The organism is Streptomyces sp. NPDC016562 (assembly GCF_043076955.1).
Classification (GTDB): Bacteria; Actinomycetota; Actinomycetes; order Streptomycetales; family Streptomycetaceae; genus Streptomyces.
Genome location: NZ_JBIBRZ010000002.1, coordinates 294,217 through 315,164 on the forward strand (window position 1 = coordinate 294,217; position 20,948 = coordinate 315,164).

At 72.6% G+C, this 20,948-nt stretch carries 18 protein-coding genes; 12 read left to right on the forward strand and 6 right to left on the reverse strand.

Annotated elements, in window-relative coordinates; translation table 11 throughout:
* Positions 1-30: 30 nt before the first annotated feature.
* The 4 genes from ACF059_RS09235 to ACF059_RS09250 all read left to right on the forward strand — a co-directional run bounded on the left by ACF059_RS09235 (position 31) and on the right by ACF059_RS09250 (position 5,671).
* Positions 31-1,260 (forward strand): arginine deiminase, encoded by a 1,230-nt coding sequence (locus ACF059_RS09235; RefSeq protein ID WP_392053665.1) that lies wholly within the window; start codon positions 31-33, stop codon positions 1,258-1,260.
* A gap of 139 nt (positions 1,261-1,399) precedes the next feature.
* Positions 1,400-2,422: an ornithine carbamoyltransferase gene (argF, locus tag ACF059_RS09240; protein ID WP_361940157.1), complete on the forward strand. Its 1,023-nt coding sequence runs from the start codon at positions 1,400-1,402 to the stop codon at positions 2,420-2,422.
* Positions 2,423-2,517: 95 nt separating this feature from the next.
* Positions 2,518-3,345 carry an enoyl-CoA hydratase family protein gene (locus ACF059_RS09245; protein WP_392053668.1) on the forward strand — a complete coding sequence of 276 codons (828 nt, stop codon included), beginning with the start codon at positions 2,518-2,520 and terminating at the stop codon, positions 3,343-3,345.
* Positions 3,346-3,349: 4 nt separating this feature from the next.
* Positions 3,350-5,671: a bifunctional salicylyl-CoA 5-hydroxylase/oxidoreductase gene (locus ACF059_RS09250; protein ID WP_392053671.1), complete on the forward strand. Its 2,322-nt coding sequence runs from the start codon at positions 3,350-3,352 to the stop codon at positions 5,669-5,671.
* Positions 5,672-5,714: 43 nt separating this feature from the next.
* On the opposite strand, the gene ACF059_RS09255 is transcribed toward ACF059_RS09250, so the two are convergent.
* The 3 genes from ACF059_RS09255 to ACF059_RS09265 all read right to left on the reverse strand — a co-directional run bounded on the left by ACF059_RS09255 (position 5,715) and on the right by ACF059_RS09265 (position 9,085).
* Positions 5,715-6,554: a GNAT family N-acetyltransferase gene (locus tag ACF059_RS09255; RefSeq protein ID WP_392053673.1), complete on the reverse strand. Its 840-nt coding sequence runs from the start codon at positions 6,552-6,554 to the stop codon at positions 5,715-5,717.
* A 76-nt stretch (positions 6,555-6,630) separates the two neighbouring features.
* Positions 6,631-7,431, reverse strand: coding sequence for a PaaX family transcriptional regulator C-terminal domain-containing protein (locus tag ACF059_RS09260; RefSeq protein ID WP_392053676.1), 801 nt, complete (start codon positions 7,429-7,431; stop codon positions 6,631-6,633).
* 4 nt (positions 7,432-7,435) lie between these two features.
* Positions 7,436-9,085, reverse strand: a complete 1,650-nt coding sequence (locus ACF059_RS09265) for an AMP-binding protein (RefSeq protein WP_392053679.1) — start codon at positions 9,083-9,085, stop codon at positions 7,436-7,438.
* A 120-nt stretch (positions 9,086-9,205) separates the two neighbouring features.
* Here ACF059_RS09265 and ACF059_RS09270 point away from each other — a divergent pair, with 120 nt between their 5' ends.
* Complete coding sequence (locus ACF059_RS09270; protein ID WP_392053682.1) at positions 9,206-10,402, forward strand: acyl-CoA dehydrogenase family protein; 1,197 nt, start codon at positions 9,206-9,208, stop codon at positions 10,400-10,402.
* Entirely contained in the window at positions 10,399-10,797 is a 399-nt protein-coding gene (locus ACF059_RS09275) for a RidA family protein (RefSeq protein WP_392053685.1), read from the forward strand. The genes ACF059_RS09270 and ACF059_RS09275 overlap by 4 nt, the downstream gene beginning before the upstream one ends.
* A 140-nt stretch (positions 10,798-10,937) precedes the next feature.
* Here ACF059_RS09275 and ACF059_RS09280 read toward each other — a convergent pair whose 3' ends face one another.
* Positions 10,938-11,357 (reverse strand): VOC family protein, encoded by a 420-nt coding sequence (locus ACF059_RS09280; RefSeq protein WP_392053688.1) that lies wholly within the window; start codon positions 11,355-11,357, stop codon positions 10,938-10,940.
* Between the two features lie 288 nt (positions 11,358-11,645).
* Between ACF059_RS09280 and ACF059_RS09285 the strand changes: the two genes are divergently transcribed.
* From ACF059_RS09285 to ACF059_RS09300, 4 genes are all read left to right on the forward strand, one after another.
* The gene (locus tag ACF059_RS09285; RefSeq protein WP_392053691.1) at positions 11,646-13,304 is read left to right on the forward strand and encodes a hypothetical protein; all 1,659 of its coding nucleotides are present in this window, start codon (positions 11,646-11,648) and stop codon (positions 13,302-13,304) included.
* 50 nt (positions 13,305-13,354) lie between these two features.
* Complete coding sequence (locus ACF059_RS09290; protein ID WP_392053694.1) at positions 13,355-14,233, forward strand: hypothetical protein; 879 nt, start codon at positions 13,355-13,357, stop codon at positions 14,231-14,233.
* A 149-nt stretch (positions 14,234-14,382) separates the two neighbouring features.
* Positions 14,383-15,090 (forward strand): DUF4304 domain-containing protein, encoded by a 708-nt coding sequence (locus tag ACF059_RS09295; RefSeq protein WP_392053697.1) that lies wholly within the window; start codon positions 14,383-14,385, stop codon positions 15,088-15,090.
* Between the two features lie 329 nt (positions 15,091-15,419).
* Entirely contained in the window at positions 15,420-15,602 is a 183-nt protein-coding gene (locus ACF059_RS09300; protein ID WP_392053700.1) for a hypothetical protein, read from the forward strand.
* Positions 15,603-15,656: 54 nt separating this feature from the next.
* Here ACF059_RS09300 and ACF059_RS09305 read toward each other — a convergent pair whose 3' ends face one another.
* Positions 15,657-16,421: an SDR family NAD(P)-dependent oxidoreductase gene (locus ACF059_RS09305; RefSeq protein ID WP_392053703.1), complete on the reverse strand. Its 765-nt coding sequence runs from the start codon at positions 16,419-16,421 to the stop codon at positions 15,657-15,659.
* 108 nt (positions 16,422-16,529) lie between these two features.
* Between ACF059_RS09305 and ACF059_RS09310 the strand changes: the two genes are divergently transcribed.
* Both ACF059_RS09310 and ACF059_RS09315 read left to right on the forward strand, forming a co-directional pair.
* Positions 16,530-17,456: a LysR family transcriptional regulator gene (locus ACF059_RS09310; protein WP_392053706.1), complete on the forward strand. Its 927-nt coding sequence runs from the start codon at positions 16,530-16,532 to the stop codon at positions 17,454-17,456.
* 74 nt (positions 17,457-17,530) lie between these two features.
* Positions 17,531-19,426, forward strand: coding sequence for a protein kinase (locus ACF059_RS09315; protein WP_392053709.1), 1,896 nt, complete (start codon positions 17,531-17,533; stop codon positions 19,424-19,426).
* A 53-nt stretch (positions 19,427-19,479) separates the two neighbouring features.
* Here ACF059_RS09315 and ACF059_RS09320 read toward each other — a convergent pair whose 3' ends face one another.
* A complete protein-coding gene (locus ACF059_RS09320; RefSeq protein ID WP_392053712.1) occupies positions 19,480-20,850 on the reverse strand; it encodes an aminopeptidase P family protein in 1,371 nt (456 codons plus the stop codon).
* Positions 20,851-20,948 lie beyond the last annotated feature (98 nt).

Consider the following 20,948-nt stretch of genomic DNA (forward strand, 5'->3'; position numbering starts at 1 on the left):
AGAGCCGTCCGGTCTGGGAATGTGTACGGCATGGGATTCCATGTCGACTCCGAGACCGGGCGGCTTCGCCGCGTCATCCTCCACCGGCCCGACCTGGAGCTGAAGCGGCTCACACCGAGCAACAAGGACGCGCTCCTCTTCGACGACGTGCTGTGGGTGCGCCGGGCCCGCCAGGAGCACGACGGCTTCGCGGACGTGCTGCGGGACCGGGGCGTGGAGGTCCACCTCTTCGGGGACCTCCTGTGCGAGGTCCTGGACATCCCGGAGGCCAGACACCTCGTACTGGACCGGGTCTTCGACGAGAAGGAGTACGGGCCGCTCGCCACCGACCACCTGCGGTCGGTCTTCGACGGCCTGTCCTCGGCCGAGCTGGCGCAGGCGCTGGTCGGCGGCATGACCAAGCGGGAGTTCCTGGAGCGGCACGCCGAGCCGGTGTCGGTGCGCTTCCACGCCCTGGAGCTGGACGGCTTCCTGCTGCGGCCGCTGCCCAACCACCTCTTCACCCGGGACACCTCCGCCTGGATCTACGACGGGGTGTCCATCAACGCGATGCGCTGGCCGGCCCGGCAGCGCGAGACCGTCCACTTCGAGGCGATCTACAAGCACCATCCGCTCTTCACCACCAGCGGGGCCTTCCACTACTGGTCGCAGGGGCAGGCGGACTACCCGTCGACCATCGAGGGCGGGGACGTGCTGGTCCTCGGCAACGGCGCGGTGTTGATCGGGATGAGCGAGCGGACCACGCCGCAGGCGGTGGAGATGCTGGCGCGGGGCCTGTTCGCCGCCGGGTCGGCGACCTCCATCGTGGCGCTGCACATGCCCAAGCGGCGCGCCTTCATGCACCTGGACACGGTGATGACGATGGTGGACGGAGATACGTTCACTCAGTACGCGGGGCTGGGGATGCTCCCCTCCTACACGATCGCGCCCGGAGACGGGCCGCAGGAGCTGAAGGTGACCGACCATCCGGCGGAGCACATGCACCGGGCCATCGCGGCGGCGCTCGGCCTGGACTCGATCCGGGTGCTGACCGCGACGCAGGACGTGCACTCGGCGGAGCGCGAGCAGTGGGACGACGGGTGCAACGTCCTGGCCGTGGAGCCGGGCGTGGTCGTCGCCTACGAGCGGAACGTGACGACCAACACGCACCTGCGCAAGCAGGGCATCGAGGTGATCGAGATCCCGGGCAGCGAGCTGGGCCGGGGCCGGGGCGGGCCGCGCTGCATGAGCTGCCCGGTGGAGCGGGACGCGGTGACCTAGAGGCGCGGGGCCGACGGGGGCGGGGCGCGGCGGGCGCCGCCGGACGCAGAGCGCGGGCAGGGGAGGGGCTCCGTATATCAATACGGAGCGTCGTATAGACTTCCACCACCCCCTGTCACCGTGACGCTGGAGCGACCCCATGGCCACCGACCTCGCAGGCCGTAGTTTTCTCAAGGAGCTGGACTTCACGGCCGCCGAGTTCCGCGGCCTGATCGAGCTCGCCGCCGACCTGAAGGCGGCCAAGAAGGCGGGGGCCGAGCAGCGCCTGCTCCAGGGCCGCAACATCGCGCTGATCTTCGAGAAGACCTCGACCCGGACCCGCTGCGCCTTCGAGGTCGCCGCCGCGGACCAGGGCGCCCACACCACCTACCTGGACCCGGCCGGCTCCCAGATGGGCCACAAGGAGTCGGTCCGCGACACCGCCCGGGTGCTCGGCCGGATGTTCGACGCGATCGAGTATCGGGGGGACAGCCAGCAGGCCGTCGAGGAGCTCGCCCGCCACTCCGGCGTCCCCGTCTTCAACGGCCTCACCGACGACTGGCACCCCACCCAGATGCTGGCCGACCTGCTCACCATGACCGAGCACAGCACCAAGCCGCTGGACCGGATCGCCTTCGCCTACCTCGGCGACGCCCGCTTCAACATGGGCAACTCCTACCTCGTGACCGGGGCGCTGCTGGGCATGGACGTACGGATCGTCGCCCCCCGGGCCTACTGGCCGGCCGAGGCCGTGGTGGCCGCGGCCCGCTCGCTCGCGGCGGAGAGCGGCGCGCGGATCACCCTGACCGAGGAGGTCGCCGAGGGCGTCGCCCAGGCGGACTTCGTCGTGACGGACATCTGGGTGTCCATGGGGGAGCCGAAGGAGGTCTGGGACGAGCGGATCGCGGCCCTGTCCCCGTACGCCGTGACCATGGACGTGCTGCGCGCCACCGGCAACCCGGACGTGAAGTTCATGCACTGCCTGCCCGCCTTCCACGACCTGGGCACCCAGGTGGCGCGGGAGATCCACGAGCGGCACGGGCTCGACTCCCTGGAGGTGACGGACGAGGTGTTCGAGTCCGAGCACTCCATCGTCTTCGACGAGGCCGAGAACCGGCTGCACACCATCAAGGCCGTGCTCGTCGCCACGCTCGCCCGGCCGGGCCGTCGGAGTGACGCATAGTCATGCGCCGGCCGCGCGGGTCCGCCGCGCGGTCGCCCGCCCCACGTGTCGCGCTTCTGTGACGGTGGTCAGGATTTGGTGATACCGTCGAGGGTGTGAGCCCCTTCACCGGTTCCACAGCCTCGACCGAACGGTGGCAGCACCTGCGGATCACCCGCCAGGACGGCGTCGCCACCGTCACCTTCGACCGCCCCGAGAAGCTGAACGCGCTCACCTTCGGCGCCTACGCCGACCTGCGCGATCTGCTGGCCGAACTGTCCCGCGAGCGTTCCGTACGCGCCCTCGTGCTGGGCGGCGAGGGGCGCGGCTTCTGCTCCGGCGGGGACGTGGACGAGATCATCGGCGCCACCCTCGCCATGGACACCGCCCAGCTGCTCGACTTCAACCGGATGACCGGCCAGGTCGTGCGCGCCCTGCGCGAATGCCCCTTCCCCGTGATCGCCGCCGTGCACGGGGTGGCCGCCGGGGCCGGCGCCGTCCTCGCGCTCGCCGCCGACTTCCGCATCGCCGACCCCAGCGCCCGCTTCGCCTTCCTCTTCACCCGCGTCGGCCTCTCCGGCGGGGACATGGGCGCCGCCTACCTGCTGCCCCGGGTCGTCGGCCTCGGCCACGCCACCCGCCTGCTCATGCTCGGAGAGCCCGTACGCGCGCCCGAGGCGGAGCGGATCGGCCTGCTCAGCGAACTCACCGACGAGGGCAAGGCCCACGTACGGGCCGCCGAACTCGCCGCCCAGCTCGCGGAGGGCCCCGCCCTCGCCTACGCCCAGACCAAGGCGCTGCTCACCGCCCAGCTCGACATGCCGCTGGCCGCGTCGGTGGAACTGGACGCCTCCACCCAGGCCCTGCTCATGCACGGCGAGGACTACGCGGAATTCCACGCGGCCTTCACCGGGAAGCGGCCGCCGCAGTGGAAGGGCAGGTAGCGCGATGTCCCCGGGCGCCCTGCGCGTGGCCGTCGTCGGCGGAGGACCGGGCGGCCTGTACACGGCCGCCTTGCTGGCCCGGCAGGGCCACGCGGTGGAGCTCTGGGAGCGCGGCGCGCCGGACGACACCTTCGGATTCGGCGTGGTGCTCTCCGACGAGACCCTCGGCGGCATCGAGCGGGCCGACACCCTCGTCCACGCCGCCCTGAGCGCGGAGTTCGTGCGCTGGGACGACGTGGAGATCGTGCACCGGGGACGGCTGCTGACCTCCGGCGGACACGGCTTCGCGGCCATCGGGCGCCGCCGGCTCCTGGAGATCCTGCACGAGCGCTGCGCCGGGCTCGGCGTGCGGCTGCGGGTGCGCGCCGAGGCCCCCGACGTGCGCGCGCTCGCGGCCTCGTACGACCTGGTGGTCGCGGCGGACGGCGTGCACAGCGCGATCCGCGAGGCCGGGGCCGCGCACTACCGGCCGACGGTGACCAGCGGACGCTGCCGCTACATCTGGCTCGCAGCCGACTTCGCCTTCGAGGCCTTCCGCTTCGAGATCGCGGAGACCGAGCACGGGATCGTGCAACTGCACGCCTACCCCTATGCCCGCCCGTCGCCCGACCACCGCCCCTCATCGAGGCCTTCCGGGCCGCAGAGCCAACTCGGCGCCTCCACGGTGATCGTCGAGATGCGCGAGGAGGTCTGGCGGGCGGCCGGCCTCGACCTCTGCGACGAGGACGAGTCGGCGGCGCGCTGCGCCAAGATCTTCAGCGAGGCCCTGCGCGGGCGCCCCCTGCGCGGGAACCGCTCGGCGTGGACGCGGTTTCGCACCGTCGTCAACGAGCGCTGGTCGCACGGCAACGTGACCCTCCTGGGAGACGCCGCGCACACCGCCCACTTCTCCATCGGCTCCGGCACCAAACTGGCGGTGGAGGACGCGCTCGCCCTCGCCGAAGCGGTGGCCGGCGCGGAGGGGGACGTACCGGCCGCCCTCGCCGCGTACGAGACGGCCCGCCGCCCGGCGGTCGCCAGCACCCAGCGGGCCGCCGCCGCGAGCCGGCACTGGTTCGAGGAGATCGCCGGGTACGTCGGCCAGCCCGCCCGGCAGTTCGCCTTCAACCTCCTCACCCGCAGCCGCCGCGTCACGCACGCCAACCTGCGGCTGCGCGACGAGCGGTTCACCCGTGCGGTGGAACGGGAGTTCGGCTGCCCGCAGGAGGGCCCCGAACAGCGCACGACCCCGCCGATGTTCACCCCCCTGCGGCTGCGCGGCCTGACCCTGCGCAACCGCATCGTCGTCTCCCCGATGGACATGTACTCGGCCGAGGAGGGCGTGCCCGGCGACTTCCACCTCGTCCACCTGGGCGCGCGGGCCCTCGGCGGGGCGGGCCTGGTGATGACCGAGATGGTCTGCGTCAGCGCCGAGGGCCGGATCACCCCCGGCTGCACCGGCCTCTACAACCGCGAGCAGGCGGCGGCCTGGCAGCGGATCACCGACTTCGTCCACACCAGCGCACCGGGCACCGCGCTCGGTGTCCAGCTCGGGCACGCGGGACGCAAGGGCTCGACGCGGGTGATGTGGGAGGGCATGGACGAGCCGCTCCCCGAGGGCAACTGGCCGCTGGTGGCCGCCTCGGACCTGCCCTACCGGCCGGGTGTCTCGGCGCACCCCCGGGCCCTGGCCCACGCGGACCTGGCTGAGCTGCGCTCGCAGTTCGCGGACGCCGCCTCCCGCGCCGCCGGCTGCGGCTTCGACCTGCTGGAACTGCACTGCGCCCACGGCTACCTGCTCTCCGGGTTCCTCTCCCCGCTGACCAACCACCGCACCGACGCCTACGGCGGCAGCCTGGAGAACCGCCTGCGCTTCCCGCTGGAGGTCTTCGACGCGGTCCGCGCGGTGTGGCCCGCGGAGCGCCCGATGACGGTCCGCCTCTCCGCCACCGACTGGGCGCCCGGCGGCACCTCGCCCGAGGAGTCGGTGGCGATCGCGGCCGCCTTCGCCGCCCACGGCGCGGACGCCATCGACGTCTCCACCGGCCAGGTCGTCGCGGACGAGGCCCCCGAGTACGGGCGCTCGTACCAGACCCCGTACGCCGACCGGATCCGCGGCGCCCTCGGCGGCCCCGTCATCGCGGTCGGCGCGATCTCCTCCTGGGACGACGTCAACTCCCTGCTGCTGGCCGGGCGCGCCGACCTCTGCGCCCTGGGCCGCCCCCACCTCTACGACCCGCACTGGACCCTGCACGCGGCCGCCGAGCAGTCCTACGAGGGCCCGGCCGCCCCCTGGCCCGCCCCCTACCGCGCGGGCAGCCGCCCCCCGCCCACCGGCCGCGGCTGAGGCGCGTCCTCCCGTACTGCCCCCTCCTGCGCTCCTTCCGTGATCACGCGGGGACGATCTCGGCGCGGTCCTCGACCGGGGTGTAGCCCAGGCGCAGGTAGACGCCGTTGCTGGTCGGGTTGGCCAGGTCCGTGAAGAGCAGGACCTCCGAGGCGCCCGCCGCGTACGCCGCCTCGCTCGCCGCGTGCGTGACCCCGGCGGCGTAGCCGCGGTTGCGCAGCTCGGGCGGGGTGTAGACCGGGCCGACGCGGCAGGCCGAGCCGACCGGGCGGGAGAAGGCCGCCAGCGACACGGGCCGCTGCCCGTCCTCCCAGAGCAGGACGCCGCCGTACGAGATCCGGTCGCGCAGCACGACCTCGGAGGCGGCCCCCGGTACGTCCGCCTCCGCGTTGAAAGCCGTGACCCACTCCAGCAGCAGAGGGAGGTCCGCCTCGGTCGCGGTCCGGGCCCGCCCGGCCGGGGCGGGGTCGGGGGCGGTCAGGCCGTCCAGCCGGTACAGGCGGATCTCCTCGGCGACCCGGGAGGGCCGCCCCCAGGCCTCGGCCAGTACCTCCGCGTCGGGGCGGCGGGCGTTGATCCCGTGCGCCCCGGCGAGCAGCGGTTCGGTGGCGAGCGCGGCCCCCAGCTCCCGGACCGCCTCCCCGGGCACCACGCCGAGCACCATCGGGAACGGCGGGGTGCACAGCAGGCCGCCGGCGACGGCCCCGTCGGCCCCGGTCCACCAGCCGAAGAAGGGCGGGGCGGCCCCGTAGGCGCCGGGCCCGCGCCGCACCAGCGCGTCGGCCACGGTCAGCAGGAGCGTGTTGGAGACGGGCCGCTCGGCCGCGGCGGGCCCCGCCGCGGCCAGATAGGCCTCCAGGTCGGAGGTGAAAGTCCAGGTCATGGCCCATCCTGGCGCGGCGCGACGCCCGCGCGCATCCGGTTTTCCCGCGGACGGAACCGACGCCGGCCCGGCCCGCTCACGCCTCCACGAAGGCCGCGCCCAGGTCGTGCAGGCGGTCGTGGAGCTCGGCGAAGACGGCCGCCGCCCGGTCGCCCGGCCAGTCCGCCGGGAGCAGCTCGCGCGGCAGACCCGGGTCGGCGTACGGGAGGCGGCGCCAGCCGTCCAGGGCGAGGAGGTAGGCGCGGTAGGCCTCCTGCGGGGTCGGGTCCGGGCCCGTCCGCAGGGCGCGCAGGACCGGCTCGTGCAGGTCCAGGAACTCCTCGTGCTGCTTGGCCAGGGAGGTCAGGTCCCACCAGCGGGCCACGGCCTGCGCGGTCGGCGCGAAGCCGAGGTGGGCGCCGCGGAACAGCTCCACGTACGGCGTCAGCTGCAGGCGCTCCAGGGTGTGCCCGGTCTCCTCGGCCAGCCGGGCCGGGGCGATCCAGACACCCGGCGCCACCGCTCCGAAGCCGAGCCGGGCCAGGCGCGAGCGCAGCAGGTGCCGCTTGTGCCGTTCCTGCTCCGGGACGGAGAACACCGCCAGCAGCCACTCGTCGGAGGCCTCCCGGCTGCCGTAGATGCGCCGGTCGCCGTCGTCCAGCAGCTGCCGCGCCTCCTCGGAGAGCTTGTACGCCGCGGAGCCGTCGGAGGCGCGCTCGGGCAGCAGGAAGCCGCGCCGCTTCAGCCGGGACACCGACGAGCGGACGGCCGGGGCGTCCACGCCGACCGCGCCCAGCAGGCGGATCAGCGCGGACACCGGGACGGCGTCCTCGAAGGCCCGTCCGTAGGCTCCGTAGAACGTGACGATCAGAGATCGCGGGGTGTGCTGCTCGACCACGGGTTCACTCTAGAACCTGTCCGTCCGCGCCATGATCGCGCAGCCGGAAACGCTGGAGCTTGCCCGTCGCCGTCCGGGGGAGCGCGGGCAGGAAGACGAAGGTACGCGGGCACTTGTGCGGGGCCAGTTCCGCCCGCATGAAGGCGCGCAGGGCCTCCTCCGTCAGCACCACGCCGTCCCGCGTGACGGTGTACGCCACCACGACCTGCCCGCGTCGCTCGTCCGGGCGGCCCACCACCGCCGCCTCGACCACGTCCGGGTGGCGCAGCAGGGCTTCCTCCACCTCCGGGCCCGCGATGTTGTAGCCCGCCGAGACGATCATGTCGTCGGCCCGGGCGACGTAGCGGAAGTAGCCCTCCGGGTCGCGCACGTAGGTGTCGCCGGTCAGGTTCCAGCCGTCCCGTACGTACTCCCCCTGCCGGGGATCGGCCAGGTAGCGGCAGCCGACCGGCCCCCGCACGGCCAGCAGCCCCGGCTCGCCGTCCGCGACCGGCAGGCCCGACGGGTCCACCACCCGGGCCTCCCAGCCCGGGACCACCCGGCCGGTCGTACCGGGGCGGATGTCCTCGTCGGCGGCGGAGATGAAGATGTGCAGCAGCTCGGTCGCCCCGATGCCGTTGATGATCCGCAGGCCGGTGCGCTCGTACCAGGCCCGCCAGGTCGCGGCCGGCAGGTTCTCCCCGGCCGAGACGCAGCGGCGCAGCGCGGAGAGGTCGTACGCACCCACGTCGTACGGCCCCAGCGCGTCCAGCATCGTCCGGTACGCGGTGGGCGCGGTGAACAGCACCGTCACCCGGTGCTGCGCGAGGGCGGGCAGCAGCCGCCGCGGCGCCGCGTCCTCCAGAAGCAGCGCGCAGGCCCCCGCCCGCAGCGGGAAGACGACCAGCCCGCCGAGCCCGAAGGTGAACCCGAGTGGCGGACTGCCCGCGAAGACGTCGTCGGGGCGGGGCCGCAGCACGCGGCGGGAGAAGGTGTCGGCGACGGCCAGCAGGTCGCGGTGGAAGTGCATGCAGCCCTTGGGACGCCCGGTGGTCCCCGAGGTGAAGGCGATCAGGGCGACGTCGTCCGCGGAGGTCGGGACGGCCGGGAAGGGCCCCTCGTGCCGCTCGGCCAGCCGGAGCAGGTCGTCCTCGGCCCCGCCCCCGTAGGCGGTGATCCGCAGCCCCGGCACCTCGGCCTTGACCAGGTCGTCCAGGACGTCCGCATGGCACAGCGCGTGCCCAACCCGGGCCATCGCGCACACCGTGGCCAGCTCCCGCGCGCGCTGCTGGGGCAGTACGGTCACGGCCACCGCGCCCGCCTTCATCACCGCGAGCCAGCAGGCGGCGAGCCAGGGGCCGGTGGGACCGCGCAGCAGCACCCGGTTGCCGGGGACGACCCCCAGGTCGAGGGTGAGCACGTGGGCGAGGCGGTCCACGCGCTCGCGCAACTGCCCGTACGTCCACACCTCGCCCGCGGCGCTGCGGAAGGCCGGGCGGTCGGCGCCGGCGGGACCGAACCGGGCGATGGTCGCGTCGAGCAGCTCGGCGCCGCAGTTCAGGCGGTCCGGGTAGGCCAGTTCGGGCAGTTCGAAGAGCAGCTCCGGCCAGGTGTCCACGGGGGGCAGATGGTCACGGGCGAAGGTGTCGACGTGAGCGGAAGGCTTGAGCTCCAAGGCGGGTTCGCCCCCTTGCGACGGTCCCGGGTGAGGTGGATCCGGCCGTGCGACTTCCTCACGAGCGTATCGTGATGGTGACGGCAGTCAACAGGACGCGATAGATGCGGGGACATTCGGATGACCGGATTCGCGCTCGGGGTGGACCAGGAGGAATGGTGCGGGCAGCTGCGCGCACTGTCGGCCGAGCGGCTGAGGCCGCTGGCGCAGAAGGGGGAGCCGGGCCGGGTCAACCGGCCGTTGCTGGCCGCGCTGGGGGAGCTCGGCCTGCTGGAGCGGGTGTTCGCCTCCGGCGCGCTGGACCTGTGCCTGCTGCGCGAGTCCCTCGCCTACGGCTGCACGGAGGCCGAGACGGCGCTCGCCCTCCAGGGGCTGGGCGCGTACCCGGTCCTGCGGGCGGGGAGCGAGGCGCAGCGGGAGCGCTGGCTGCCCCAGGTGCGCGCGGGGCGGGCGGTGGCGGCCTTCGCGCTGAGCGAGCCGGGGGCGGGCTCGGACGCGGCGGCGCTCGAACTGACGGCCGCGCCGGCGGCGTCGGGCGGGGGCTGGGTGCTGACGGGCGAGAAGCGCTGGATCTCCAACGCCCCGGAGGCGGATTTCTACACCGTGTTCGCCCGGACGGGTGAGGGGCCGGGGGCGAAGGGGGTGTCGGCCTTCCTGGTCCCGGGGGACCGCCCCGGGCTGCGCGGTGAAGCGCTGGACATGCTCTCCCCGCACCCCATCGGCGCCCTGTCCTTCGACGGGGTGCCGGTCGGCCGGCGGGACCTGCTCGGCGAGCCCGGGCGGGGCTTCCGCGTCGCGATGGACACCCTGAACCTCTTCCGGCCGAGCGTCGGCGCCTTCGCGGTGGGCATGGCCCGGGCGGCGCTGGACGCGACCCTGGCGCACACGGCGGGCCGGGCCGCGTTCGGGGGGAAGCTGAGCGACCTCCAGGCGGTGGCGCACCGCGTGGCCGAGATGGCCACGCGCACGGAGGCGGCCCGGCTGCTGGTGTACGCGGCGGCGGGGGCCTACGACCGCGGAGCGGCGGACGTTCCGGGCCGGGCGGCGATGGCGAAACTGCTGGCCACGGAGACGGCCCAGTACGTGGTGGACCACGCGGTCCAGCTGCACGGCGCGGTCGCCCTCCAACGGGGCCACCTGCTGGAGCACCTCTACCGGGAGGTGCGGGCGCCGCGGATCTACGAGGGCGCGAGCGAGGTCCAGCGGACGGTGATCGCACGCGAGCTCTACAGGGCGGCGCGGGTGGCGGGGACGGGCGAGGGTGCGGGCGCCGCTGCCGGTTCTGGTTCCGGGGCGGGGGAGGTGGTGGCGGGATGAGCCTCGACCGGATCAACCCGGCATCGCTGTCGCCCCCCACGGGCTTCTCGCACGCCGTGGCCGCGACCGGCTCGCGCCTGGTGTTCCTGGCGGGTCAGACCGCACTGGACGCCTCGGGCAAGGTGGTGGGGCAGAGCCTGCCGGAGCAGTTCGAGGTGGCCCTGACCAACCTCCTGGCGGCCCTCGCCGCGGCGGGGGGCGGCCCGGCGGACCTGGCCAGGGTGACGGTGTACGCGGTGGACGTGGCGTCGTACCGCACGCACGCCCCCGAACTGGGCCGCATCTGGCGACGCTTGGCCGGACGCGACTACCCCGCCATGGCCGTCATCGGCGTGGTCCGCCTATGGGACGAACAAGCCCTGGTGGAGCTGGACGGCCTGGCGGTCCTCCCGTAGGGGCAGGCCGCTGCGACCTGACTGGACATCAAGGGCTTTCGGCCAGGAGTGTCGCCTGCGAGGGTCCTCCGGTGACCTTCGCGGGCGCCGCGTCCACTCCCGGGGCGGGCGTCAGGGCCTTGGGGATGGGGTGATCGTCGTCAGGCCGGCCCGGGTGGGCCGAGGGCGACGAGTTCGACCTCGAAGCCGTCCGCGTTCTCCAGGTAGGCGGCATAGGTGTGTTCGCCGCCGGCGTGCGGGTGGCGGTCGGGGAACAGGAGGCTCCAACCGTGCTGCGACGCCTCGGCGACCAGCGCATCCACGGTGGCGGGACTTTCGACGTGGAACGCCAGATGGTTCAGGCCGGGCCGACACCTGTCGTGCCCGTCGGCGGTGAGGGCGGGGGACTGCTCGACGACCAGGTAGGTCGCCCCGAGCCGCCAACTGCGGCCGTTGCTCCAGCTCTGAAAGAGCGTGTAGCCCAGCGCCTCCAGCAGCCAGCCGAAGGAGACGGCCGCCCGCTCCAGGTCGGGCACCCAAAGCTCCACGTGGTGCAGCATCCCGCCGACCGGCCGTGTCATACCGCCACCGCCCGCTGGCGCGCGTTGACCGCCCGCCAGCGGTGTGGCGAATGCCGTGCCGGCCCGGGCCGCGTGTTCGTGGTCATCGGCACTGTGGATGTCCTCCATTCGACGCCGTCCGCGACGGCCCAGCGTCGCACGCTCGCAGCGCCGGTCACGCTTCACTGCTGCCGCTGATCTGGGGAATCCTTCGGGAAGTCTGACGCGTTGACGGTTGGGACCGTTTGCCTGCTCCTACTGTGCTGGTCGGCACGCAATCGCGCCGGTGCGGTCAGGGTAAGGACACGTATGCCAGCCCACTCGCAGGACGAATCGCCGGACGGTGACCGTCGTGGCTCCGTCTGGCTGTGGTCGCTGCTCGGTGTCTTCGCGGCGTGCGTCCCCTGTGCGCTGCTCGTGGTGGAGAAGTCCGGTTCCGCTCTTTCGCCGGTGCCGCTCGCCCTTGTGATTCTGGCCGCGCTCGCCGGATACGTGCTGGCAGTCCGTTCCGTAGTGGAGGAGAAGTTCCGACAGCGTTCCCGCCGGTCCCAGGTCCTGGTGTGGGCGGCGGCCGCGGTCCTCTTTCTCGGCAGCGTGAGCGTGCTCTTCGCGTTCCGTCCCCCGCCGCCCCCACTCGCCCGGATGAGCGGGGCGCGCGACGTGGCCGTGGTCGGCTTCACCCAACCCGAGGGGCGCCGGGACGAGCGGGTCCTGATCGACCTTGCCGACACCTTCGCCCACGACATGGCGGGCCGTATCCCCACCGCGACCAGCGTCCGCAGCTACGCCGGCGAGGTGTCGCTCCCGCTGGCCGAACTCCAGGGAAACCACCGGGCCGGGCTGGAGCGGAAGACTGCCCGGTTCGCTGAAGAGACAAATGCCGAGATCGTCGTCGGCGGCCTGGTGAGCATGGACCCGGCCGGCCAGACCTCCCTGCGCCCAGCCGTCTACGTCAGGGCCGATCAGGTCCCGGACTCGCCCGAGCTCGCCGGCTGGTTCCTCAGCGAACCCATCCTCGTCGCCCGCGGCTGGGAGTCGGCACGAGGCCGCTCCCAGCTGAGCGCGGAGCTGACGCGCCGACTCAGCACCCTCGCCGAGTTCGTCGACGCCTTGGACACTTGGCGCAACGGCAGTCCCGAAGAGGCCGCCCGGATCCTCGACGGCCTGCTCGACCCGAAACGACAGCCCACCAGGGACGGCTTCGTGCCGCTCGATCTGGTCCGGCTGTTCCACGGCCATGCCCTCCAGGAACAGGCGACCGGCCAGACCAGCTCCAGCCGCCAGAAGCTGCTGGACGCTGCCCGAGCCGACTACCTCGCTGTCGACAAGGACTCGCCCGCGGGGTGGCGCGCTGCCCTCAGCCTGCAGGGCAACACCTACCGCCGAGCTTTGGGCCCGGAGCACACCTGCAAGCCGGGGACCGTCCAGGCACGGGATCTCGCTCAGGTGTCACAGGCGATGCGCGCCTTCGCCGAGGACCGGGACATCACCGAACGCGGACGGCTCACCGCCACGGTGTACCTGGCGCAGGTCGAGCAGTGCAGGATCACGGCCGGGCTGGTGAAGGACGACGGCACGGTGGAGCGGGCCGTAGCGACAGTCCGAGCGGCCCAGGACGGTACCGGTACCGCTGACCTCCTCGCGCTGGTGGAGTCCGTCGTCGCCCTCCAGGCCGCGAGCCGTGGTGATACCGCGGCCGCCGAAGGCCACATGCGCGAGGCCATCGCGCACGAACAGGACCCGGTCCGACGGGCCATCTGGCACGGTTTTCTGGCGGTCTGGAGCCTGAACCGCTGCGATCTGGCGGGCGGCCGTGCAGCCCACCAGGACGTGTTGCGCCAGCTCGCTGCCGCAGAACAGGCAGGCAGGGCGAGCAAGAAGCTCCGCGACCAGTACGAGCAGACCTTCGCGACGGAACTGCGTCGGGCCGAGCAGACCTGCGAGACCCGACGAGGGGATGAATCGTGAGAGGACGAAGGGTGAGCAGACGTCTGTCGTGTTGGCTGGCAGGGCTGTGCGTGATCGCCATCACCAGCTGCACGGCGGAGCACGGACCCCCAGCGCCCTCGCTTACGAAACGCGGCAGCGCGACCGCCACACAGCCGAGACCGTCGAGCCATGCCGTCCCGGATTTCCTGCTGTCCCAGCAGTTCGACCTCGGGGGGTCGGCAGGGACTCAGTTCGGCTGTAGCGAGGACCTGAACGATCGTGCGAAGGACCGCCCGTTGGTCTGGTTGACGTCGAGCGAAGACGAGAACGTACGGGCCATGCTGAACAGACAGTCGCTTCTGTGTCTGTACGGGTTTCCGAAGAGCAAGACGATCACCGTCACGGTGACAGCGGGAGGCCGGGCCTACGCCACTCCCCTCAGGCTTGTCAGCGAGCTCAGCAGTGAGGGAGGAGGTGGCGATCTCTTCAACGGACGGCCGATCGAGGTCCAGGACCAGGGCGACGGCGTGCTGCAGAGCGAATATCTGTGGTTCTTCCCGCCCGACCCGGCTCGCGAGGCCATCGCCTTGGACGGGCGACTCCGTCTGGCGGCAAGCTCGGGTGATCTACGTACTGCGAACGAGGTGCCACTGGGCTGGGAAGAGGGAGCCGGCGCTACCGAGGCGGAGTGGAAACGCCACCAGATCGCCGTCTACGGATATCCGCCCGGCACGCGCGTCCCGATCGGGCTCTACCGGGTACACGACGACGAAGACACGGAAGGCGAAGTCGCCGTGCTGAAGCGTCGGGTAGGAGAAGTCGTCATGCCTGAATCGCGCATTGCGGTCTTCACCATCCCCGAGGACGTGTTCCGCATCGTCAGCGCGGAGCCCGAATCGGGTGGGCAGTACTACTGCCTGTCCGTTCCGGGCGCCGAAATGCGGGATGAGCCGACATGCGTCTTCTAAGGGCTGCCCCGTAGACGTCTCCGAGCCTCCGCGGACTCCCTCCCAGGCCCTGCGGTCGTTGCGGTTCCCGGCCGCTGCCGATCTGGACATCCCGCACAGCGGGGCGAGCTGGCGCAGGGGTAGGGTCGTACGCCAGTGAGGGGGTATGGATGAGACCGCTGGACCTGCTGGTCAAGCAGTATGTGGCCCCGGTGATGAAAGCGGCGGGCTACAAGAAGTCCGGCCGCACCTTCCGCCTGATCGCGGGAAACGGTGACCAAGCCGTTCTCGGGTTCGCCCGTCACTACGTAGACCCTGAGGCGGCCGTCTTCGAGGTCGGTTACCGCATCGTGCCGGCGCCGTACAGGGAGTGGATTCACCGGCACTCAGCCATCGGCGACACACGAGCCCCCGTCGCCTTCGGCCCCGCGGTGCTGGCCGGCAGCGTGACCCCGCCGACGCAGGCAGCGCATGCCCCGGACTCCCCGATGCCGTTTCGTGAGCGCTGGGCCCTGCGCGAGGACAACGGCCTCACCTGCGGCGAGGCCCTGGCGACGGTCCTGCATGACGAGGCCGTCCCGCAGATCGCCCACCTTCTCGACCGAAGGAATCTACTGCAGGAGTGCCGCCACCCGGCTCTGCCGGTCGTGCGACTCGTGCCGCTCACGCGGGTGGAGATCCTCCTTCGAGTCGATGACGCTCCGCATGAGGAGATCGAATCCCTACTGGCAGACGTACAGTTGGCCAGCCCACACGACGAGTTCATCACCTGGACGCGCCGGCGGCTGGCAGCGCGAAGCGGGACAGAGCCGCTGGAGGGGGAGCCAGCTGACGAGGTCGATCAGACGACCGCCGACTGGAGGGGGCGGGATGGATGACACCTCCGCCCCGCCTCCCCGCGACGTATGGAGACGCAATGCCTTGGCGTCGGTTCCCCCTGGCGATTCGACTGTTCGTCCTGGCCGGCGTGTTGCTGCTGTCTGCGTGTGGTGGCTCGGAAGAACCGCGAGCGGTGGCGGATAGCGGCGGAATCACAGGCGAATGGGTCACAGGAGCAGGCGCCAGCCTGGTCTTCCAGGCGGATCACACGTTCGACTCGCAGGGGCTGAGGCTTGATCCCTCGCTCGTGCGCGGCTGCCCCAGCGGCGCGGCTCACGGGAACTGGGCCTTCCTCGTGGACAAGGGAGCTCCTGGGGGACTGGTGGGCATGGACCGGAATGCGCAGTCGGGCGAAACCGTCGGGGTCACCTTCCGCGACATCCCCCAGGGAGACTGCGGCATCACATTGAGCGTCATCAGGGACGGCTCGGTCCTCTGCGTCTCCATGGACCTGGACCAGGTGTGCTCGTTCAAGGAGCGCTTCACCCGCGTGGAGGGCGACCACGGCTAGGGCGAGGCCCGCCCCGCCCCGTCGATCGTGTGGTCGGCGGGGCGGAGGGCTGGGTTAGGCGCGGCCCGTGACGTGGCCGCCGTCCACGCGGAGGGCGTGGCCCGTGACGAAGGTGGCGCCCGCGAGGTACAGCACCGCCTCGGAGATCTCGTCGACCTCGCCGACCCGGTCCAGCAGGGCCAGTCCGCCGAAGGAGTCCACGTCGGAGCCGGCGTGCAGCGGGGTGCGGATGATGCCGGGCGCCACGAGGTTCACGCGGATGCCGTCGGCGGCGAGTTCGGCGGCCAGGCTCGTCGTCAGTCCGTGCACACCGGCCTTGCTGACCACCGGCGCGGAGCAGGGGAAGCCCGCCAGGCCGTGGTCCACCAGGACCGTGCCGATGTTGACGATGCTGCCGCCACGGCCCTGCGTGCGCAGGGCCCGTACCACGGCCTGGGTGGTGAGGTAGGTGCCCTTGAGGTTGCCGGTCAGGAAGCCGTCGAGCTCCTCCTCGGTGACCTCGGTGAAGGGCTTCGGCGCGAAGGTGCCGGCGTTGTTGACGAGGACGTCGATACCGCCGAAGCGGTCCAGCGCGGTGCGCACGAGCGCCTCGCCGGTCGCCGGGTCGGCGATGGCGCCCGCGACCCACGCGGTGCGCTCCGGGTGGCCGAGACCGGCCGCGGCCTTCGCGAGGCGGTCGGCGTCCCGGCCGTTGAGGACGACGTTGGCGCCGCTCTCCAGGAAGGCGCGGGCGATGTCCAGGCCGATGCCGCTGGAGGAACCCGTGACCAGGGCGGTGGTGGTCGTGGTCGTCGTGGCGGTCGTGGTGGTGTCGGTCATGAGGTGGGGGCCTTTCACGGCGTGGTTCGTTCGGCTGACACCAGAAACCTACGGAGCCGCAACTCATAACACCACGACGTAAATTGGAGCATGTCATAATCCTGCGTTATGGACATGGATCTGCGTGACCTGGAACTCCTCGACGCCACCGCCGAGGCCGGCTCGCTGACCGCGGCCGCCGAGCGGCTCTACGTGAGCCAGCCCGCCCTCAGCCAGCGGCTGACCCGTCTCGAAGCCCGCCTGGGCATGGCGCTGTTCGACCGCAAGGGCCGTCGGCTGGTTCCCAACGCCGCCGGGCGGCGGATGCTGGTGGCGGCCCGCCATGTCCTCGGCGAGCTGGAGTCGGCCACCCGTGACCTGCGGGAGATCCGCGACGGGCGCGACCGCCGGGTCCGCTTCACCGCCCAGTGCAGTACCACGCTCCCGTGGCTGCCGCCCGTGCTCCGCGCCTTCCGTGCGCGCGAGCCCGACATCGACGTGCGCATCGAGGCCGTCCCGGACGACGCGCCGATCCCGGCGCTGCTGGCCGACCGGATCGACGTCGCCCTCGTCACCAAACCCGACCTCCAGATGGACCGGGTGTCGCTGACCAGGCTGTTCGACGACGAGATGATGGCCGTGGTGCCGGCCGGGCACCCGTGGGCCTCGCGCGCGCACCTGACCGCCCGCGACTTCGACGGCGCCGACCTGGTCCTCTACGAGTTCTACGACCAGAAGCGCATCCCGTCGATGCCGCTGCCGATCCCGGCGGGGGCCCGCCCCGCCCGCATCACCCTCATGCCGGTCGTGACCGACCTCGTCGTCGAGATGGTGGCGGGGGGCCAGGGCGCCACGGTGCTGCCCAACTGGGCGGCGGCCCCGTACGTCGCCTCGCACGGCCTCGCCCTGGTCCGCATGGGTGCGAAGCCGCTGACCCGCACCTGGTTCTGCGCCACCCGTACGGGCCCGCGGCCGCCGCACGTCGAGGCCTTCGTCGAGGAACTCATGGGCCGGCTGGGGAGGTCCGGCGCCAGTGCTGTATCGGCCAATTCCTAAAGCAGGAGAGGCGGTTGGGTTTCGAGGCGTCAGGTAGATTCCTGGGGACTGATTCCAATCCAGACGGGGCTGACGTGTTGGAGCTGAGGGGGAGCGGGGCCGGGCCGCTGGAGGCGGAGGATCCGCGGCAGATCGGGTCGATACCGCTGGTGGGCCGGCTCGGGGCCGGGGGGATGGGGCGGGTGTACCTCGGTGTCCGAGAGGGCCGGTACGTTGCCGTCAAGCAGCTGCTGCCCTCCGTCGTCGGCGAGGACAAGGACTTCCTGCGCCGTTTCGGGCACGAGCTCGACAACCTCGCCCGGCTGCCCGAAGGGGCCACCGCGCCGCTGCTCGACAGCGACCGCACCGCGCGGCCCCCGTGGTTCGCCACCGCGTACGTCCCCGGGCTGACCCTGAGGGAAGCCCTCGAACTGAACGGCAGCCCCCTGCCCGCGCGGGCGCTGTGGCTGCTGCTGCGCGAGGCGGCGGCCGGCCTCGCGGCGGTGCACGCGCTGGACATGGTGCACCGGGACCTCAAGCCGTCCAACGTCATGCTGACCCTCGACGGCCTCACCCTCATCGACTTCGGCGTCGCCCGGGCCGCCGAGCAGAGCCAGCTGACCCGGACCGGCATGGTCGTGGGCACGCCCGCCTACATGGCGCCCGAACAGGCTTCGGGGACGCGTCAGTTGAGCGGGGCCACCGACGTGTTCGCGCTGGGTTCGGTGCTCGCGTACGCCGCGAGCGGCCGGCCGCCCTTCGGTGACGAGTCGGGGCACGGCGTGCTGTACCGCATCGTCCACGAGGAACCGGACCTGGGGCCTCTGCGGGAGCTGGAGCCGGAGCTCGCGGACGTCGTCGCGGCGTGCCTGCACAAGGACCCCGACGAGCGGCCCACCGCGGCCGAACTTCTCGAACGCGCGTCAAGCCGTGGGCCGTTCGAGGCCCCGCTGTGGCCGGCGGCGATCACCGCGCGCCTTTCGGAGCGGGCGGCCTTCGCCGCCGACGTGCAGGAGGTCGACGTACCCACCCTCCCGCTCGCCGGAGCCCGGCCGGACCCGGCGAAGGGGCCCGGGGGCGAGCCCGCGACACCCTCGGTGAAGGAGCCCGCGGAGGAATCGGCGAAGGAAGCGGTGAAGGAACCCGCGAAGGAATCCGCCAAGGAGCCCGCGCCCGAACGCCGGCGCAGGACCCGCGTGTTCTTCGCGGTCGTCCCCGTCGTCCTGGTCGCCGGCGGTACGACGCTCGCCCTCCAGTACCTGCCGCACACGTCCACGCTGCAGGACGGGGCGGGGGCCGCCCCCTCCACCTCGGTGGTGGCGCCCGCCGACCCGACGGCCTCCGCGGGCAGCAGCCAGCCGGGTGCGGCGTCACCGCCGCCGGCCCCCGCCGAGGGCACGGTCGAGGGGGCCGCCGCGAACCAGGGCCAGGCCGGGAGCGCCGGGACCAACGTCTCGGGCGCCGGCGGTACGAGCACCGGCGCGGGCACCGGCACCGGCACCGGCGCGGGCAGCAGCAGCGGCAGCGGTACGTCGAAGGGCGCGGGCGGTTCCGCGACCTCCGGCACCTCGACCGGCGCCGGCACCCCGGCGCCCTCCGGCGGCGGGGCGACCACCGCCGCCCCGCCCCCCGCGTCGGGCACCTACCGCTACCGCAACGGCGACAACGGCCACTGCATCACCCAGGTCTACGGGTCCTCGGACCACGGCGACTGCGCGGACGCGTCCGCCAAGTGGAAGGTGCAGAGCAGGTCCGACGGCAGTTTCAAGCTCGTCAACCAGCAGAGCGGCGGCTGTCTGTACGCCAACATGCTCGGCCAGGCCGTCTTCGTGGGCGACTGCGCCCAGGACGCCAACCGGGTGTGGCGCACCGGTTCGGACGGCAGCCTGCGCAACGACTCCAACGGAGGCTGCCTCGACCTGGGCATGAGCCAGGGCCTGGTGACGTCGACCTGCGCGGGCGACGCCTCGCAGCGCTGGACCAGGCAGTAGGCGGCCCGCCGGGGGAGAGGAGCCGGTCAGGGAGCGGGTGGTGACCTGTCCGGTCACAGCCCCAGCAGGGCCCCCATCCACTCCTCGATCCCGGCGACCGTGCGCGGCAGCGCCCCCGACATCAGGCGCGCCCCGTCCGCGGTGATCACCAGGTCGTCCTCGATGCGGACCCCGATGCCCCGGAGTTCCGCGGGGAGGGTCTCGTCGTCCGGCTGGAGGTAGAGGCCCGGTTCCACCGTCAGGACCTGGCCCTCCTCCAGGACGCCGTCCAGGTACGTCTCCGCCCGCGCCTTGGCGCAGTCGTGCACGTCCAGGCCCAGCATGTGCCCGCTGCTGCACAGGGTGTAGCGCCGGTGCAGGTCGCCCTCCGCGTCCTTCAGGACGCCCCAGTCCGCCAGTCCCTCCGCGATCACCCGCATGCCGGCCCGGTGGAAGTCCCCGAAGCTCGCCCCGGGGCGCAGCGCTGCGATGCCCGCCTCCTGGGCCGCCAGGACCAGCTCGTAGACCTGCCGCTGGACGGGGGAGAAGCGGCCCGACAGCGGGAGGGTGCGGGTGATGTCGGCGGTGTAGAGGGTGTCGGTCTCCACGCCGGCGTCGAGGAGGAGGAGCTCGTCACCGTTCAGCCGGCCGTCGTTGCGGATCCAGTGCAGGACGCACGCGTGGGCGCCCGACGCCGCGATCGTCTCGTAGCCGACGCCGTTGCCCTCGGCCCGTGCGCGCAGGCCGAAGACCCCTTCGAGCCAGCGCTCCCCGCGCGGATGGGCCAGGGCGCGCGGCAGGGCCCGTACGACGTCCTCGAAGCCCGCCGTCGTGTGGTCGACGGCCAGTTGGAGCTGCTCGACCTCCCACGCGTCCTTCACCAGGCGCAGCTCCGACAGCGCGGAGGCGAGCTCGGCGTCACGGGCCGCGTCGCGGCCCGCCGGGGTGCCGAGCGCGTCCAGGTGTGCGCAGCGGATGCCGGTGAGGCGCTCCGCCTCCGCCAGGTCGGGGCGCCGGCCCACCCAGAACTCCCCGTAACGCCGGTCCCGGAAGAACTCGCCGGTGCCCTCGGCCCGCGGTGAGCGCGGCCGCAGGTACAGCACCGCCTCGTGGGCGTGCGGGCCCGAGGGCTCCATGACCAGGACGTGGCCCGCCTGGTCCTCGCCCGTGAGGCCGGTCAGCCAGGCGTAGGCGCTGTGGGGGCGGAAACGGTAGTCGCAGTCGTTGGAGCGGACCTTCAGCTCCCCGGCGGGGATGATCAGCCGCTCGCCGGGGAAGCGGGCGGAGAGCCGCGCCCGGCGGGCCGGGGTGACGGCGTGCCCCGGGACGCGGGCCGAGTCGGGCAGGGGGGAGGCGGCCCAGTTGCCCGCCATGAATCGGGACAACTCCGGGGATACCGGTCGGTCGTGACTACCCGTGTTGAGGCGGGCGGCGGTGTCGGTCACGAGGCTCCTTCAAGAAAGATGCGAACTGGTGGGCGCACAGGTCTTGTCAGTGCAATTTCACATTACTATGTTACAGCTCACATCGCGGCACGTTAACT

Coding starts and splice junctions, on each gene's coding strand:
- ACF059_RS09255 (WP_392053673.1), bottom strand. CDS start 6,554: ATGACCTGGACTTTCACCTCCGACCTGGAGGCCTATCTGGCCGCGGCG.
- ACF059_RS09285 (WP_392053691.1), top strand. CDS start 11,646: ATGCCAGCCCACTCGCAGGACGAATCGCCGGACGGTGACCGTCGTGGC.
- ACF059_RS09300 (WP_392053700.1), top strand. CDS start 15,420: ATGGACCGGAATGCGCAGTCGGGCGAAACCGTCGGGGTCACCTTCCGC.
- ACF059_RS09295 (WP_392053697.1), top strand. CDS start 14,383: ATGAGACCGCTGGACCTGCTGGTCAAGCAGTATGTGGCCCCGGTGATG.
- ACF059_RS09275 (WP_392053685.1), top strand. CDS start 10,399: ATGAGCCTCGACCGGATCAACCCGGCATCGCTGTCGCCCCCCACGGGC.
- ACF059_RS09280 (WP_392053688.1), bottom strand. CDS start 11,357: ATGACACGGCCGGTCGGCGGGATGCTGCACCACGTGGAGCTTTGGGTG.
- ACF059_RS09235 (WP_392053665.1), top strand. CDS start 31: ATGGGATTCCATGTCGACTCCGAGACCGGGCGGCTTCGCCGCGTCATC.
- ACF059_RS09310 (WP_392053706.1), top strand. CDS start 16,530: ATGGACATGGATCTGCGTGACCTGGAACTCCTCGACGCCACCGCCGAG.
- ACF059_RS09250 (WP_392053671.1), top strand. CDS start 3,350: ATGTCCCCGGGCGCCCTGCGCGTGGCCGTCGTCGGCGGAGGACCGGGC.
- ACF059_RS09270 (WP_392053682.1), top strand. CDS start 9,206: ATGACCGGATTCGCGCTCGGGGTGGACCAGGAGGAATGGTGCGGGCAG.
- ACF059_RS09305 (WP_392053703.1), bottom strand. CDS start 16,421: ATGACCGACACCACCACGACCGCCACGACGACCACGACCACCACCGCC.
- argF (WP_361940157.1), top strand. CDS start 1,400: ATGGCCACCGACCTCGCAGGCCGTAGTTTTCTCAAGGAGCTGGACTTC.